Origin of the sequence: Metamycoplasma cloacale (assembly GCF_900660735.1) — a bacterium.
GTDB lineage: Bacteria > Bacillota_I > Bacilli_A > Mycoplasmatales > Metamycoplasmataceae > Metamycoplasma > Metamycoplasma cloacale.
Map to the genome: position 1 here is coordinate 651,935 of NZ_LR215049.1, position 18,692 is coordinate 670,626.

An 18,692-nucleotide genomic window follows, 5' to 3' on the forward strand; every position below is an offset into this window, starting at 1 on the left:
CTATTTAGTTCCTTTAATATAGATAGTTAATTTTCCTAAGTTCAAATTTTCTTTTTCTAATGTGTAAATTAATATTTGGTGAATTTCTTCAACAATGTGTTTAGCAAAGGCATTATTTAATAAAACTAAACCCATACAAATGTCTAATGTTTCAGGTAATTTAGGTGATTCAGTTACACAAATTGGATCATCATGTTCTTTGTCAATCTGTTTAAATTCAACTATTCCAGCAATCGTGCTTAAAGTGTTATAAATCATTTCTTTAATATTATTTATTTTCATTTAATCACTCATCCTAACTTAAATATGTTTTCTTAATTGGGAAGCTATTTGTTAGTTTCGCAACTTCTTTTTTAATAACGTTATGTAAATTTTCGTTTTGAGGTTCTCTTAAAGCTTTATCAATTAAATTAGCTAAAATAATAAATTCATCTTCAGTAAATCCTCTTGATGTCATTGCTGGCGCCCCAAGACGAATACCGCTTGTCACCATTGGGTTTTCTGTATCGTTTGGTATTGAGTTTTTATTAACAGTGATATTCATTTGTTTCAAGATATCTTCTGCTTGTTTTCCAGTTAAACCATAACTTGTTTTAACGTCTAGTAAAAACAAGTGATTCTTAGTTAATCCAGAAATAACTCTTGCACCTTTATTAATAAATGTTTGGCAAAAAGTTTTTGAATTTAACAATACTTGTTTTTGGTAATCAATAAATTGAGGTTGTAATGCTTCATAGAAACTAACTGCTTTTGCAGCGATTTGATGAAATAAAGGCCCACCTTGATAGCCAGGAAAAACAGAACGGTTGATTTTCTTAAACAATTCTTCATTGTTAGTTAAAATAACAGCACCCCTTGTACCTCTTAAAGTTTTATGCGTAGTAGTCATAACAACATCTGCATATTCTGCAGGAGAAGGGTGTAATCCAGCAATAATTAATCCAGAAATATGTGAAATATCTGCAAATAAATATGCGCCTACTTCGTCAGCAATTTTTCTAAATTTATCAAACTCTACAATTTGTGAATAAGCTGAATATCCACAAATAATCATTTTAGGTTTAACTACTTTAGCAATTGACAGAATTTGGTCATAATCAAGAAATCCTTCTTCATTCACTGAATATGCATATGATTCATAAAATTTACCAGAAAATGAAATTTTATAACCGTGTGTTAAATGTCCTCCTGAATTTAGATCTAATCCTAAAACTTTATCACCAGGTTCTAGTAATGACATATACACAGCTGCGTTTGCAACTGAACCAGAATATGGTTGAACATTAGCGTATTTCATGTTGAATAATTTACATATTCTTTCTTGCGCTAATTTTTCAATTTCATCAACGTATTGACAACCGCCATAATATCTTTTGCCAGGATATCCTTCACCATATTTATTAGTTAAACATGAACCGGCAGCTTTTAAAACTTGTTCTGATACATAGTTTTCAGACGCAATTAATTCAATATGTTCTTCTTGACGATTTCTTTCTAAATTAATCAACGCTTCAATGTCTTTATCTTCTAAACTAATATTACGATACATAAAACCTCCCAAAAATAAAACAACTAACTATTTAGTTAGTCTAATAATGATTTGTTTTTTCTTTCTTCTTCTTTAATTACAATTTCATTTTTCTTTTGACGTCTTTGTTTCAATTTTGTATTTATTGCAATAATTGGAATAGCAACAAAAGCAAGACCGATTGCTGGTAAAACTCTCATGTATCATTCAGAAGCGGCTGAAGATACTAAGAATGAGTTTATGGCTAATGAAATAGCCACTAAGAAGTTTAAGGCTTCAATGGGTAATTTCTTAAATTTCAACAACAAGGCAACAACTAAAATTTGAATTGTAGCAACACCTAGCGCTACTGGCAACATAATTGTTCATCTACCTCATTCTTTTGCAGCTGGTATAATTCATCCGTCTTTTCCCATAATAACAAATAGTAAAAATGAAGGAATTGCAATTAAAAATAAACCTGTTAAAGCAATTTTTCATGATTTAGATAATCTAGGTTTTTGTTTTGTTTCAACGCTTACATATGATTCAAGATTAATTTTTTTCTTTTTTCATTTCTTTTTGTTTGACATATTTTCTCCCTTGAATTATACAAATTTTACCAAAATATCAAAAATTACAATGTATATATATTGTTATATCAATATATTTACATTAATTTATATATGAAAGATAAAAAAATGGGGGAATTAATTACCTCCAATTCCCTCTCTTTGTCTTGCACTATATCAAATTACTTCGCTTCCGGATTTTCATACAACAAATATTGGTAATGAACGCATATTGTTGTTCGTTGATGTATCGGTTGATAATTTCAGTTGATTATTTACATACAATTTCATTGAAAAGACTCCACTAAAGTTAGCTAAATAAGGGAAATTCCCAACTCTATTATAATCACCTGAAATAGCACTCAAATCACCTTGATTATTATTTAATAACGCCGGTTTTTCATTGCCTTGTGAACTATTTAAACTGAATTCAATTTTAATTAAATCATTAACTTGTAAATTGAACGCATTTGCATAAGCAGAACTCCGCAATGTAGTATCTAAAAAAGAGCCACCCAATGAAACGAATTTATAATTACTCAATTCATTCAATACTTTTGTATTTATTTCGTAAGTATATGAACCATTTTCATCAAAAATTCTTGTAAATGCATCATCTAAAATTTCAAAATTATTGTTTTCGAAATTTGCATTTTTAAACATTTTTAAAAACATTATTTGTAAAATATCTCTATATAAAATTGCACTATTATCAGAGATTTTATTGCCTCAAACTGAAGCTCAATTTGCATCAATTACTTGATTTAAAGAAATTATATTTGTAGCTTGTTCGTTTCTATATACGTTATTGTCAATTGATAAAATTGGAAAATCATTTAATGAATTAGGTATTATATTGTCTTCACTAGGTTTAAAACCATTAAAATTAATTGGATTGTTTAAAGAAATTGAATTATCAATATCATGGTTATATCTTACAAACAGTCTAAGTTGTTGTCTACCAGCAAAATTGAATGGATAGTTTAAAGTTATCAATCCTTTTTCTCAATCAATATTGCTATTATCTACTGACAAAATATCAGCTAATCCGAATCTATATCTAATTAAAATATTGTGTTTGTAGAAATGTTTTAAATCATATTCCTTGCCATCATTAATGTTTGTCATTGACAATTTCATTTTAAAATTACTATTGAATGGTGCAACTCACTCATTTAAAGTGTTTATATGTAGTTGTGGAATTGCATTTAATATATAGTTAGGTTTATAGTTAATCGGTAAATTATCTACTTCTTGCTTAAATTCATTGCTGTTTAAAAGAATTTCATCTATTTTATTCATTGCAGATTGAATTTCTTCTTCACTTAAGACTGAATTTCTGATTTTATTAAAATGATTTTCTAATTCATTTATGTAATGATCTACATAATAATTTTGTGTTTTAAATTCATTTATTTTTTCTTTTGCAACATTATATTTATTAACTATATTTGAATATTTTTCTTCTCAATTTCCATTAGGTTCTTCATCAATATTATCATTGATAAATAAAGATATATTTTCCATAAATTGAGTACGCAATTCTATTAATTCGTTTGGCAATAATTGTTTTTTAATTAAAAAACTTTCATCGTAAATATCGTTGTATTCGTCAATAATGCTATTGTAAATAGTTTTATTCTCTTGACTCAATTTTTCATATGCTTTTGAATCTTTAAATACATTCATTTCATTATTAACAAAATTAATTATTCAATTTGATGTGCCAATATTGATATTTAATAATTTATTATCAATATTTTTCAAACTTTCTAAATTTGAAGCGTCTTTAATTTCATTATTCAATTCATTAAATAAATTTTCATTCAAATAAAATCTATATTGGTTTAATTTCTCAATAAAATGATTTTTTTGAATATCTAAAATATTACCGTTTAAATTATCTTTTGCTTCTTTTAAGGAAACAAATCAACTATTAATTTCAAATAATTTGTTGATTTGTTTAGTTTCATTATTTCAATAATTATTTTTATCCTTTAGTAGTTCATCAAAATCATTTTGGTTAGTTGCATAAATATAATTTGGACTATTTTTAAAATTATCCAAATCCTTGTAAAAAAGAATTATTTGTCTATATAGTGCTGTGTAATTATCAAATTCATCATTTACATATTCTCATGTATGTTTTAAAAGCAATTCCTTAAAATCATTCACTGCGTTTTTAGTAAAACGTTTATCTTGTTCAATTCTAGATATTAATTCATCTTTTAATATTCTTTCTTGTAAAACATGCTGTGCCTCTTTAGATACTTTAATTGATTTGTAAATAACATATCCATGCACTGATAATGAAATAACTCCCAATATAGGTGTAAGCCCTATTATAATTTTGTTCGTTTTTTTCATGTTTCAATTATATTAAAAAGAGCCATTCGCTCTTTTTAAAATCATAAAATAATTTATTCAGTTGTAGAAGGTGTATTTAAAAGTGATTTTGCTTGAGTTAAGATAAATCCCAATCTTATTAATTCAGAATCGCTTGGTATCATTTTCAATTTCTTGTTTTCGGTGAAATAATCAAAAAACTGGTTCATCAATGAATCAAATTTAGTTCTTACTTCTTCTGTCGCACTTGTATATTTTTCACTTTCTTTTAGTTCAACCAAGGCCTCAAAGTTAACAATGCAGACTCTGATATTATCTTTACTTGTTGCAAACAATACATTTTGTTTTAAATCAGTATCAGCTTTAGGTTCTCATAACCCATTAACATTAACCCATTTATCTTGATATAGATTTTCTTCCAATAAAGGCATATATTGTTCAAAAAGATTGCTATCAAATGTTTTTAATAATTTCTTCATTTCGTTATATTCTTTAACATATTTGAGTTCCATTCTTATGTTCTCTTCAGAAATTCTTGGAATATTAAACATTTTATTATCTTCAGTAAACATAGTTCTACGATAGTCATTTAATGAAGTTAAAATTTTGTTTAAATCTCCTTCTGCATATCGTATGTATATATTGTAAGCATCTCTAATCCCATTAAATATGTCTTTATATTTAAGATAAAACATCTTAGCATCTGTAACTTCTGATTTTAATTGTTGGTATGTTAATTTATAAGATGGTATTCCATGAACAAAAATGACTTTTGACCCATTTAAGAAATCTTTATTGTCCTCAAGCAGTTTACGTTTTCGATTTGAATCAATGCTACTACTTAATTCAATTGTTTTATACGCTGTATAAAGAGTAGTTCCTATAATTGCAACGTTAAGCACACCATATATAACAAGAGATGCGGTTAAAATTCTTCAAGTATTCTTCTTTTCTTTCATACCTTAATTATATAAAAAAGAGGCACATCCTCTTTTCTAAAATAATTCATTTTGGTTGGTTTCTTCTAAATTATCAATAACACCTAGATTTCTTAATTCATTTAAAAGTCTAGAATTTAACTTAGTTCTTTCCATTAAATCCTCAATTGAAAGAAATGGCGATTCTTCTCTGGCTTTAACAATAGTTTCAGCCACAGTTGCACCCAAACCATCAACAACAGCTAACGGCGGAATCAATGCTTTATGTTCTTCATCAACGATTCATTGAGTTGCTTTTGATTTTAATAAATCAATGTTTTTAATCATTAATCCACGTGCGTATAATTCTTGTGTAATTTCTAACATCGGAATTAAATCTTTTTCTTTAGTTGTCATTTCAAGATTTTGAGTCATTTTGTTTTTTAATTCATTCAATTTAGCTGTTACGACACTTTTCCCACCACTCATGACTTTAATATCAATTGCATCTGGGCGAGTTGAATAATATGAAGCATAGAAAGCTAAAGGATAATATAGTTTATATCACGCAATTCTTCAAGCCATAATAACATAAGCAGTAGCGTGCGCTTTGGGAAACATATATTTAATTTTCTTTAAAGATTCGATATATCAACTAGGAACTTGTTTGCTGGTTAAAAGTTTTTCTTCATCTTCGGTTAAACCTTTTCCTTTTCTAACTTTTTCCATAATATTGAAAGCATCAATTGAATCTACTTCTCAAGCCATTAAGTTTAGCATAATGTCATCACGACAACAAACACATTCGTTAATAGATTTTCCACTTTTAATTAATTCCTCTGCGTTATTGTTTCACACATCAGTTCCGTGGCTTAATCCTGACATTAAAATTAAATCGTTAAACGATTTAGGTTGCGCTGTTTTTAACATTCTACGAACGAATTGAGTACCAAATTCAGGCAACCCATATGCTCCTGTAGTTTCACCCGATATCTGCGATGGATCAATACCTAATGATTCAGTTGTTGAGAATAATTTCAATACGTTATCATCTGTTTTGGGAATATCTTTGATTGCGTTAGTGTTTGTTAATTCTTCTAACATTTTAATAACAGTCGGATCATCATGACCTAACAGATCTAATTTCAATACGTTATCATGAATAGAGGTGAAGTCAAAATGTGTTGTTTTTCAACTGCTTTTTGTATCGTTAGCTGGGTAGTTTATTGGGGTGAAATCTTCAACTTCAAATTCAGTTGGAATAATTATAATTCCACCAGGGTGTTGACCTGTTGTTCTTTTAACACCTTCTGTTTTTGTAGATAGGAAATCTAAAAATGTTTTAGATCATCCCAAACGTGAGCCAATTGGGTGAATTTTTTCATCAAATCCTTGACAGAAACCATATGCAGTTTTAGAGGCAACAGTAGAAATTGTTCCCGCTCTTAATGTATGACTATCTCCGAATAATTCTTTTGTGTAATTGTGAATAATTGGTTGATATTCACCAGAAAAGTTTAAATCTATATCAGGGACTTTATTTGCTTCAAATCCAAGGAAAGTTTCAAATGGAATACTATGACCATCTTTAATCATTATAGTTTGACAATTTGGACATATCTTATCCGGTAGATCTCAACCCGAATGGAAATTTTTATCCTTATTCCATTCTAGATATTTACATTGATTACATAATCAATGTGGATCAAGAGGGTTTACTTCTGAAATATTTGCTAGGTTAGCAACAATTGAGCTACCAACCGAACCACGACTACCAACTAAATAACCATCGTCATTACTTTTCTTAACTAATTTATGACTAATTCAATAAATTACTGAATAACCATATTTAATAATAGGGTTTAATTCTTTCTCAATTCTTGCTTGAATAATTGGATCAATATTTTGACCATATCTTTGATGTGCATTTTTATAAACTAAATCTCTTAATTTATTAGCTGAATCATCAAAAGTCGGAACATATAATTTATTCTTAATAACCTCAATGTTGCTATCAATTGAATCAGAAATCATTTTGGGGTTTTTAATAACAATTTCTTTAATTAAATTAGCATCATTTAAAAAACTAAATTCATCCAACATTTCTTTTGTTGTTAGATATTTAAAAACAGGGGGATTATGACGAACATATTTATGTAATCAGTGTTGAGTATTACCCAATTGAGGTGCCACCATATAGATTGAATGAATTAATTTTTGATAATCATAGACAAATCTGGAATCAGAAACAGCAACAAGAATTTTATTTTGTTCTTTAGCTCTTTTAATTAAATCTTTGTAAGCAAATTTAATATTCTCTTCAGTTAATGATTCATCATACAATAAATAATTAAAGGTAGAAATTGGTGGTAATTCAATGTAATCATATGGAGCAATTGCTTTATCAATTGATTCAGTATCACCATAAATTACTTTATCCCATAAATAAGAACGGTGTGTTGATGAACCGATGTATATATCTGGATCTGTTTTTAATTTATCTAAAAATAATATTGCATGTCCATAATATTGATTGGTTAAAGCTGTAGAAATATGTTTAAACATTTTCTTTAAACCGCTTTGGTTTTTAGCTAAAATTCTAATTTCATATGACATTTTTTTATTAAACATCTGTTCATCATAAACGTCGTTTAACTCAATTGAAGTATTAATGTTATTTTGTCTAGATAGTTTTAAAATCATCGCTTTTCAGACTTTAGCTAATATCTCAGCATCATAATCAGCTCTATGGGCAATTTCTGAATCATATAAAACATTGAATTTCTTTGCAACAGTTCCTAGTTTAAATTTATAAAATTCAGGGAATAAATAATGAGCAACTGCAAGGGTATCAATCGCTGTGATTCTTGAAGTATCTAAACCTAATTTTTTAAAGTTTTCTTTACATACACCGATATCGAAATTAGCATTGTGGGCAACTGAAATTTTATCTTTTAAAATGTTATAAATACGTTGAACCCCTTCGTTATATTCTATACCAAATTCATTAACTATATTGTCGTCAATTTTGGTTAATTCAACGATTTTTGCCGGAATAGGTTTTGAAGGCTTTAAAAAGAATTGTTGTTTTTCAATAATTGCACCATTTTGAATCACAACAGCACCAAACTCAATAATTTCATTAAAACGAGCCGATAGTCCGGTTGTTTCAATATCAAATACAACATATGTTTCATTCGCTAATTCAAAATCTTGATTTCTAAAGTTTAAAAAGAAATTGTTTCTACTATCAATTGCATTTAAAGTTACACCAAAAATAGGTTTAACTTTTTTATTCTTTTTAGCGGTATTATAAAATTCAGGAAAGCCTTGAACACCCTCATAGTCAACAATCGCTATTGCTTCATGACCGTAATGTTCGGCAGCTTTTAGATATTCTTTGGGTGTGGAAATCCCATCTTGTGTGGACATATGCGTTCTAGCTGCTAGTTCAATTCTTTTTTCTTCTTCATTATCATTGCTTAATTGTTGTAAATCTTCTGTAAAAATAATGTCAGATACTTTTCTTACTTCTAACATTTTTTTACCAGAATATTGATCATCAACTAATCTTCCAGTTACAACAATTGTTTTTCCAATTACAAAATTAGGTTGTTCTGCTTCGCTTGAAACAAACATTTTTAGCATAATTGCTTCTTTATAATCAGAAATACCTACTGTATATAACAAATTATTGTTTTTTAAATTACGAACATCGGTTTTAAAAATTTCTCCTTTAAGCGAAACTAATGGTTCGTATGATAAAAGCGCATCCGAAATACTCATTTCAATCGCTTTACCTTTATTGTTATTATTATTAAAACGACGATGAGTATTTGTGTTCTCCAATTCAACTTCTTTTCGATTAATCTTTAAAGTGTCAAAATTCTTAACAATATTCTCAATAGTAGAACGTTTATTCGCTTTTGATTCATTTAGTTTTAAATTAACGGTATAAAATGAATAACCTAATTGTTCTAATAAAGTTTGTATATCGTCTCTATATTTTAAAAATTGATCAAAAACTTCTTTGATATTAATAGTTAAAATAAATTCAGTTTCAGTTAATTCGACGTTATCTTTTGTTAAGAAGCTTCTAAATTTACAAAGAGGATGTCTATATTTTTGTAATAAATAAATTAAATAATCTAAAATTAATCCTTTGTCACGAATAGATGAACGAACTTCCAATTGACATTCAATAGGTTTACCTAATTTCTTTTCTATTGTTTTCTTAAAAGCATCAAATTTATGAAAGGAAATTAGATTATCCAATGTAAATTGCATATGGTAAGTTTTAGTTTCACTATCTAAAACAAATGCAACTTCTACATCTTTTCATTCAGAATCTAATTCAAAATTTAAATTTTTTGCTAATTTTAATAAGCTTTGTCTATATTCGCTCGCCATAATAATATCCTCTAGAAATTTATATTACAAAAATGATTGATGCAACAATTGCAACTAATGAAACAGAATCAAAACGATCCATCAAACCGCCATGTCCTGGAATTAAGTTTGAAAAATCTTTTATTTGTTGTAAACGCTTAATTAAAGAAAATAGTAAATCACCAATTATTGAAATTGCCGGTAGTAATAAAGTAGCTAATACAATTTGAGTTGTTGAAAGATAATATGCTATTGATGAGTTATAAGAAACTACTCCAGGAATACAGAATAATAATATAACGAATAACGCACCTAATAAATATGAACCAATTGCTCCTTCTCATGTCTTTTTAGGACTAATATGTGGAGCAAATTTCTTTTGAAAGACAGCATGTCCAAACGCTTTTCCAACGAAATATCCTGATGTATCTACAACAATTGGAACCGCAAACATACATAAAATAAAGAATGGATTTGCTACGTTATGAATGAAAATAATTTTGCTAAATAATGGAATATATCAAAGCACAAAGAAAGTAATTAAATAATGAATGAGAAATTGTTTCACACTACTATATTTCTTTATGTTTATTAAGAAAATAATTGTGATAACAACAAAAATGATTGCGATATACACAACGTACATATGAGTTAAATTATCATATCCTCAAATTAATAATTTAAGCATTTGAATTAAATCATCTCTAACTAGCGATGTTTGGTTTGAATACAATGTTAAATATGTTTCTTTTGATTCGTTTAATGGGAAGATTCAAACAAAAATTGTCAATAAACTTATAAAAACATTCAAAACAATATTTAACTTATTGTGTTTAACAATCTCAAAGGTTGCTCACACAGAAAAAGTAGCGAAAAAGATTGTACCTATAATTTTTCCCGGTGTTTTAGCAAAATATGTTATGAAAAAAAATGGAATGATAATTGCGAATAAAATAATTGCAGATTTTAATCTCGTTTTAGTTGAATTCATACATAGCATTATATATGAATTGAACATTAAAAAATATATTTTTTAACTTATGTATATTAAAAGATTTTTATTGATTTAAAAACTAAAGAAATTAAGCAAAAAAATACACCTTTTTGGTTTTAATAAAATAAAAAAGACGTAACTACGTCTTATTTATAACTTTGAATTTTGTTAGAAAGAATTTTAACTAATTCCTCTAATACTTCTTTGTCTTCTTTTGAAAAACGCTTTGTAATTGGTGCGTCAATATCTAAAACACCAAAAATTTCATTATTAATTATAATAGGTATAACAATTTCACTTTGTGAAGCCGAATCACACGCTATGTGATCGGCAAATGAATGAACATCATCAACAATTACAGTTTGTTTAGCGCGACAAGCAAATCCGCAAACTCCTCTATCAAAAGGAATTTTTGTGCATGCTACTTTTCCTTGAAAAGCATGTAAATATAAAATATTATTTTCATTTAAATAAAACCCAACTCAATTTAGATGTTCAAAATTTTGATATATAAAAGCTGATGTATTTGCTAATGTAGTAAATATTTTTTCATCATTAGCAATTAATGCTGAATATTGTTTTAATAACATAATTAAATATAAATAAAAATGGAATAATCCATTTTATATAGTCATTAAATCTTTTTCTTTTTCAGATGCCATTCCATCTACTTTAACAATATTTTTATCAATTTCTTTTTGAATAACGTCTAAATAGTGTTTTTGTAGATCTTCTGACAATTCTTTATCAGCTTTAACTTTTTTATTAATATCTTGACGTGCTTGTCTAATACCAACTTTAGCTTGTTCGGTAATTAGGTTTAATTGTTTTACCATTTCTTTACGTTTATCGGTTGTCATTTGAGGGTATGTTAATCTTAATTGGTGACCTTCGTTTGAAATAGAAACATTCAATTTATAGTCCATAATTGCTTTTTCAACTACTTTAATAATTGCCATATCGTATGGTTTTACTAATAGTTGTAGAGGGCTTGCGATTGAAATTGAAGCAATTTCATCCAAGTTCATCATTGAATCATAATAATTAATTTTAATTTTATTAACTAAATTTGGGTTTGCGCGACCAATTACAACCTTGGTTAATTGATTTTCGTAGTTATTAATAGCTTTTTCAATTTCTTCGTTTAATTCAATTAAATATAGATCTAGTTCCATAATTACTCCTTATTTTTCGTAATAATTGTGTTTGGAATTTCATTATTTATTGCTCTTAATAAAGCATTTTCTTCATTAATATCAAAAATTAAAATATCAATGTTATTTTCTTTTGCCATTGATGCAGCGGTTCTATCCATCACTTTTAAATCTTGGGTTAGAATATCATCAAAGGTAATTCTGTCATATTTTTTAGCATTAGGATTGAATTTGGGATCTGAATCATAAACTCCATCAACATTATTTTTTCCCATTAAAATAGCTTCTGCTTCAATTTCGCTAGCGTATAAAGTTGATGCTGTATCGGTTGTAAAAAATGGTCTTCCTGTTCCGCCGGCAAATATTACTACTTCACCATCTGATAAATATTTTTTTGCCTTTTCATTAATATAAACTTCACAGACTTTTGGATCCATTGTTAAGCTTGAAAGCACACGACAATGCAATCCATTTTTCTCAAAACCAGATTGTAATGCAAGAGCATTCATTGTTGTAGCTAACATTCCGATATAATCCGCTCTTACACGATTAATTCCGTTTTTAGCAGCGCTTGTTCCTCTTCAAAAGTTTCCACCTCCGACAACAATTGCTACTTCAATATTATGTTTAACAATTTCTTTAAGTTGTACAGCAAATTTCTGTACTAATTCATAATCAATCGCTAAATGTTTGTCTTTATTAGCCAAACCTTCACCAGACAATTTGATTAATACTCGATTATATTTCATACTACCTCATTTAAAATAAATTATTATTAATTATTTTAAACTAATAAATCATAAATTTCATTATTAATAAGAAAAAGTTGAGAAAAAACGAACCTTTTCTCACTTTGTATATTTTTTAATTAATTTTTAATTCTTGTTTTAATTGTTTGTTTTTCAGCGTCTATTTTAATTAGACCATTTATTTCTAATAACATTTTAGGATAAGCATGTCCGATATTTATATTATATAAAACTGGTAATTGCGGATATTTACTAAAGAATTCTTTATAAACAGATTTGTATTCATCGTAATATTGTTCATCTTGCGGCTTACCAATAATCACTCCATTCGCAACTCTAAAAACATTTGTTGATTCAATTAATTCAAGCATTTGCTTAACTATCATTGGTTGTGGTTTTTCTTCAGATGTTTCCAGTAATAAAACCTTGTTTTTAAAATCACATGTTTCATCAAATAAATGTCATTTTTTATTAACTTCATAAGCTTTGTAGTTATTTTCTTTATCAAGTAAGCTAGCAATTGTTTCTAGACAACCACCCGTTAAGATTCCTTGAAATTTTGATTGTCCTTGAAGTAATTCAAACCCATGTTTTTCTTTAAATTTTTCTCTTGAAATATTAATTTGCTTGATTGAAAAATCAGTTCTTTCTTTATATCAATATCTAGCGGGTTTATATGTAATTTCTTTGTCCTGAAATAATGATTTGAAACTTCTTTTCGTGTATTTTAACATTTGCTTATCAAGTTCGGCTATGCAGGTTAAATATGCAATTCCATAATAGCTTTTAATACCTAATAAAGTAAGCATCAAATGATTAATAGTTGTATCACTATAACCAATGAAAAATTTAAAATTACTTCTTAATTTCAATATATTTTCTTTATTTGATAATATATTGTTAACGGTTCTATATGTATCAAAACCACCCAATGCACACAATATAGCTTTAACATCTTTATTTTCAAATGATCAGATCAAATCTTCAGCTCTTTTATCTGGATTTTCATCAATATACGAAACACCCTTCAATGCATTTGGAGTGTATATAAAATTCAATTTCATTTCCTTCAATCTCTTTTCGCCAATTACTCTTTGATGGTCACAAAATTGCTCACCCAAAATTCCTGAAGATAAACTTATTATTGCAATTAAATCTTTTTTATTTAATTTCATTTTTTTCTACTCCTCTTCAATAAAATATGTGAAAACATTTAGTTTATATAAACTTGGATTATCAGCATTAAGTTTTAAAATGTTGGCAAATAATGAATTTTGAGGAATATCTTCTACACTATAACTATGACCGTGAAGACCTAAATAGTTATACTCTTTTGTATAAACATCTCATGCTGTTAGTGATTTTAAAGGAGAACCTGAATTGATTGTAGTTACGTAAGTTCCGTTCGAATCGATAACTCCAGTTCCACTATTTCCAGCATTATAAAATGTTGGCATAAAACTAGATTGTTTATTGAATATATGACGATTGTCTGTATAATCAACTCTATTAATAATATAACCGGCTTTTTTACCATATGGATAGCCAATAAAACCTAGTTCTGTACTATTGTATTTTTTAAATGGTGTGTTATATGAAAGAGAGCTTGGTGAATACATATCGCTTGGTATTTCAAATCAATGTTCATAGAATTTAGCAGTTTGGAATCTACCATCTTCTTTCGCTTTTTCAATAATCTTTTTAATATCTACGATAAATACGCTTAAATCAACAAAGTTATTTGTTACTATACCATCTTTATTAATTTGATTTCTTCCAGTTCATACAGGTAATGCTTGTATATAATCGGCATACAATCCACCTCAATAACCAAAACCAGCATCCCGATTGTTTTCAAAATTATTTCCATTTCTGGTTAATAAATAATTTCCATTAAAACTGTTATTTTGAGGCCCTGTATTATTTGGGTTGTCAATAACGTGGTTGTTAGTAATAAAGTAGAATAAACCCGGATTTTTATCACTAACACTTGAAATCGCAAATGTTGAACCTCTATTAAACGCTAATGATTTGTACCACAATATCTCACCAACACTATGATCCCTTATATATGAATCATGTAAAAATTCATTATTAAATTTATAACCCTCATGAAATTTATAAAATAGATTTTGATTTGGATCGTATTTAAATAATCTATCTTTCTTTCCTTCTGAATAAAGCACTAATGGTTGATTTTCTTGTGTATAGCTCATGTTTTTGTAATCAATAACATTTGTTGGGGTATCACTAAATACCTCGTTTCCAATATTATTTACATATTCAACATTTATATATGATGCATATTTATCTATATAAAATGCCTTCTCTGGATTAAATGTATTTCATTCAGAATTGCTTGCATCAAATACTTCTCATAAACTGCTTCTTGTATTTTTAGTATAGTCAGTTATTGCAAATTTATATTCAGGATTATCTAATGTAAGTTTGAATCTTATATCATAATCATCTCTTATATCAATATTCAATGTCGCATTAATATCAATTGGTCCGTTTTTAGTGTCAAAATGATAACTAAAATGTTTCACAACTTCACCATTAATCAGATCGCTTCAATTAAAATCAACATTAATTCCTGTATTTAATTCTCTAATTCTTACGGATCTTAAATCATCTAAAACAATTGGTCCTGCAAATAGATGCAATTGGATTTTAAAATCAGTATTGTATTTTAGATATGGCTTTATATATTGAGGTTGACTTAAATATCAATTAACTTCACGTTTATTAGATTCTAATCTTCAATTGTTTTCTTGTTCGCTTAGTTCAACATGACGATTTCGATATACATTTGCATCATCTAAAAAGATTTTAGTCATTTTATGATTAAATGTAGTTAATTTTGGATCTAATTGTTTAGCTAATTCGTAATTTGATAAATTACTACTATCTATAGTTCCATCTCTTTTTAAACCGGAAATTTTAAATCATTGATTTCCTTGTTTTTCGACATTATTTTCTGAATATTTCATACGGATAAAGATAGTACCATTGGCATTATTTGGCAATTTAACTTCCGCTACTTTAAACGCACTATTTCTTATTGCGTAGTTGTTATATTTTTGAATTTCTCTAACTGAAATTAAATTATCTAGCAATGATCTGGTTTGTTCATTATTAAACATATCAACAATATCAGTTGGTAAATAAGATGATAATCCTTTTCATAAACCATATGAATCATTTTCATAACGCAATTGTAAATCATTTAATGTCAATCTGTTAACCATTACTTCGGGATAAATTTCGGTTTTTAAATCATTTTTTAAGTTAATTAATGTGATTTCTTGTGTTGTTGAAAATCTAATATTTGTATTTGTTTTTTTAATAAAACCTAATTTAAAGGTCAAAGTTCCGAGATTATTTCTCGTTCCACCACGAACGTTGTAGTAATAAACGAAATAATCCTTTAATAAACTATTAACATTAACGTCGGTTTCTTTATCGGTTGATAAATGAATTTTTTCTTTATTTATAGTTGGAGCTATTTCTGTTTCCTTATTAAATCCATCAGTTCCGAATTTGCCATTATTTTCGTCTGTTTTTGCAATTTCACCAGTAAAGTTGAATAAATAACGCAACTTATTAAATGCTTTTTGTTTCAATAGAATATCAACGTCAATTAATTTCTTGCCGTCGGTTAAGTTATATTCAAAATCAGTTCCATTAATTGAATTAATTTTATTTTGAATATCAACCGGTGGTTTTTCATAACCAGTAAAATCAGCATCAGTAAATCAAGCGTTGCTGTTTTTTGGATATATGTCATCAGCTGTTAATGGTTTAAAGTAACTTAAAGTAAATTCTTTTGATATATTTGCTGGATTATTTTGGTTAACAACAACTCCGTCTTTTGTGTAAGTAAATTTCAATGTTAAAGTACCTTTAACATCATCAATTTTTGGTTGATATTTAGGTTGTAAAACTAATGCATATCTACCATGACGAGGCAATCTAAATATTTCATTGAAATGAGCATATCCCACAGAAGCTATTACATCTGAGTTGGTAATTTCATCATATTCAAAGGTTTTAAATATATTTCCTGCTGTTGATGATGAAATTAATTTTAATATTTCTTTTTCATTGTTGCTATCTTCAATAATTTTTGCATAATCTTTTGAACGAACATCAATATGTGACTTATATTGAGCACCAGTTGCACTTGTAACTAAAACTGCAAATTTCAAGGTATTACTTGAGTTGTCAATCTTATATATAAACTCGTTATCGATATTTGTAATTTCTCAATTAGCTATTGCTTCTTGGTTAATGTGAGAAGTTGAATCTAACTGAACAAAAGATTTTAAAAATCTATTTAAAATATCAATTTTTTCATCATATGTCAATATCTGTTCACCTTCAAAACCATTATTTACTAGATTTAAAAATGTTAATGATTTTGATAATCTTTGTACTTCTGGATTAACAAAATTTAATAAATAGTAATTAATTCTATTTGACGATTCCATTCCATTTAAGTAATATTGACTCGCTTTAAATTCATCCGAAAAATTAAATCTAATATTTTTTGTTGCTTCATCTAGAAATGAAACTGTTTGATTAGATGACAAAGTAATGGTTTTCAATACTTTATTTTTATTAATAAATTGAATATCGGCAAATATTTTATTATCACGATATTGAATTGAATCTATATCCATCATATATTCAAAATATTTATTAACAATATTATGTTTTTTAATAAATAGTTGTTCTATATCATCTCTTAAATTACTTAAATATGATTGACTTAATTTGTCATAATTAATGTCAAATAATTCGTCTAAATTTTCATAAACAATAGCATCTAATTTAGGTTGAATATCTTTATTAAAAATAATTTGTTTAGTAATGGTAAATTCCCTTTTGGTATCAATGTAATAAGAAATACCATAAGTAATATTTAAAATATGATTATCATTTTCGTCAATTGATATATCTTTTATAACAACCGAATCATCTCCGGTTTTTAAATTTTTAACATAAGCTGAAATGTTATTGTTATCAATTGATAAAATGTCTAAATTCGGAACAATTGCTTCATAATTTGCTAAAGATGGTTTAATCTTTTCTATTAAAGTATTTCTAATTTCATTCTCTGAACTTAACAGTCTTTCAAAACGATCATTTAATTTGTTGTATTTTTCCTCCAAATCAGAAATTTTGTTTAAAACATCTACACGACTTTCTTTGTCGTTTCACGTTATGTTTTCAACATCATCAAAACTATCATCTAAATAATTGTGCTCAATATATTTACTTTTTAACAATGCTAAATTATTCATCAATTCATCAAATGCAAGTTTTTTACTTGAATATCATTCTATTTTTACTTTTGTTGCTTGTCTTTCAGCTTCATATGCTGCAAGATCAACATTTGTATAATATGCTGATATTTCTCAAAAATCTGTTGAAGAAGTTTTTTCATAATACACATTTAACAATTCATCATATTTCGTCACGTCTTGTTCATATTCCATTAATATGTATTTGTTGTATAACAATTTAGAACGCAAATTAGACAATTCATTTAAATAATATAACATACCCCTTGTCTTTAATGGTTCTATGTCATTTAACAATGCTTCTTTGGTTTTACTTAACCCTTCATACGCTTCAATAACTTCGCTTAATTTCGGATCGCCAATCAGAATCTTTAGCGAATAATATGGATAACTTTTTTCATTTTCAATAGAAAGTTTTCCAACCAATCTAAAATATTCTTGTCGCAAATTATTATATTCTTCAATAAGGTCTCATAATTCTTGCTTCTTTTTTGACAGTAATTCTGCATTATTTTCGTCAATGTCGGTTCCTGGGTTAACTGGAATTTCGGGCTCTGGTTGGGGTTCTGGTGTTGGATTTGGATTTACTGGTTGTTCTGGATTTGATGGGTTTGGATTGGGTTCTGGTTGGGGTTCTGGAGTTGGTGTTACCGGTTTATCTTTACGATCACAAGCTACTGAAATCAATGGTAAAGATGAGATTGTTAAAATTGGAAATAATAATTTAGTTCATTTAGAATTTTTTGACATATTTT

General features: G+C 27.3%; 12 protein-coding genes. All 12 read right to left on the bottom strand.

Annotation, left to right across the window (positions count from 1 at the left end; all coding sequences use genetic code 4):
* The 12 genes from EXC28_RS02860 to EXC28_RS06065 all read right to left on the bottom strand — a co-directional run bounded on the left by EXC28_RS02860 (position 1) and on the right by EXC28_RS06065 (position 18,687).
* Entirely contained in the window at positions 1-282 is a 282-nt protein-coding gene (locus EXC28_RS02860; protein ID WP_029330616.1) for a hypothetical protein, read from the bottom strand.
* A gap of 13 nt (positions 283-295) precedes the next feature.
* A complete protein-coding gene (gene glyA / locus EXC28_RS02865) occupies positions 296-1,549 on the bottom strand; it encodes a serine hydroxymethyltransferase (RefSeq protein WP_029330614.1) in 1,254 nt (417 codons plus the stop codon).
* A gap of 35 nt (positions 1,550-1,584) precedes the next feature.
* Positions 1,585-2,100, bottom strand: coding sequence for a hypothetical protein (locus tag EXC28_RS06045; protein WP_029330612.1), 516 nt, complete (start codon positions 2,098-2,100; stop codon positions 1,585-1,587).
* A gap of 117 nt (positions 2,101-2,217) precedes the next feature.
* Complete coding sequence (locus EXC28_RS06050) at positions 2,218-4,446, bottom strand: hypothetical protein (RefSeq protein WP_029330610.1); 2,229 nt, start codon at positions 4,444-4,446, stop codon at positions 2,218-2,220.
* A 53-nt stretch (positions 4,447-4,499) separates the two neighbouring features.
* The gene (locus EXC28_RS06055) at positions 4,500-5,384 is read right to left on the bottom strand and encodes a hypothetical protein (RefSeq protein ID WP_029330608.1); all 885 of its coding nucleotides are present in this window, start codon (positions 5,382-5,384) and stop codon (positions 4,500-4,502) included.
* A gap of 36 nt (positions 5,385-5,420) precedes the next feature.
* The gene (locus EXC28_RS02885) at positions 5,421-9,752 is read right to left on the bottom strand and encodes a PolC-type DNA polymerase III (protein ID WP_029330606.1); all 4,332 of its coding nucleotides are present in this window, start codon (positions 9,750-9,752) and stop codon (positions 5,421-5,423) included.
* A 19-nt stretch (positions 9,753-9,771) separates the two neighbouring features.
* Complete coding sequence (locus tag EXC28_RS06060) at positions 9,772-10,722, bottom strand: phosphatidate cytidylyltransferase (protein WP_029330604.1); 951 nt, start codon at positions 10,720-10,722, stop codon at positions 9,772-9,774.
* A gap of 149 nt (positions 10,723-10,871) precedes the next feature.
* The gene (locus EXC28_RS02895) at positions 10,872-11,315 is read right to left on the bottom strand and encodes a GAF domain-containing protein (protein WP_029330602.1); all 444 of its coding nucleotides are present in this window, start codon (positions 11,313-11,315) and stop codon (positions 10,872-10,874) included.
* Positions 11,316-11,348: 33 nt separating this feature from the next.
* The gene (locus EXC28_RS02900; protein ID WP_029330600.1) at positions 11,349-11,900 is read right to left on the bottom strand and encodes a ribosome-recycling factor; all 552 of its coding nucleotides are present in this window, start codon (positions 11,898-11,900) and stop codon (positions 11,349-11,351) included.
* A gap of 2 nt (positions 11,901-11,902) precedes the next feature.
* Positions 11,903-12,628: a UMP kinase gene (gene pyrH, locus EXC28_RS02905; RefSeq protein WP_029330599.1), complete on the bottom strand. Its 726-nt coding sequence runs from the start codon at positions 12,626-12,628 to the stop codon at positions 11,903-11,905.
* A 119-nt stretch (positions 12,629-12,747) separates the two neighbouring features.
* Positions 12,748-13,803, bottom strand: coding sequence for a S66 family peptidase (locus EXC28_RS02910; protein WP_029330597.1), 1,056 nt, complete (start codon positions 13,801-13,803; stop codon positions 12,748-12,750).
* Between the two features lie 6 nt (positions 13,804-13,809).
* On the bottom strand, positions 13,810-18,687 hold the full coding sequence (locus EXC28_RS06065; protein WP_029330595.1) for an MGA_1079 family surface serine endopeptidase: 4,878 nt from the start codon (positions 18,685-18,687) through the stop codon (positions 13,810-13,812).
* Positions 18,688-18,692 lie beyond the last annotated feature (5 nt).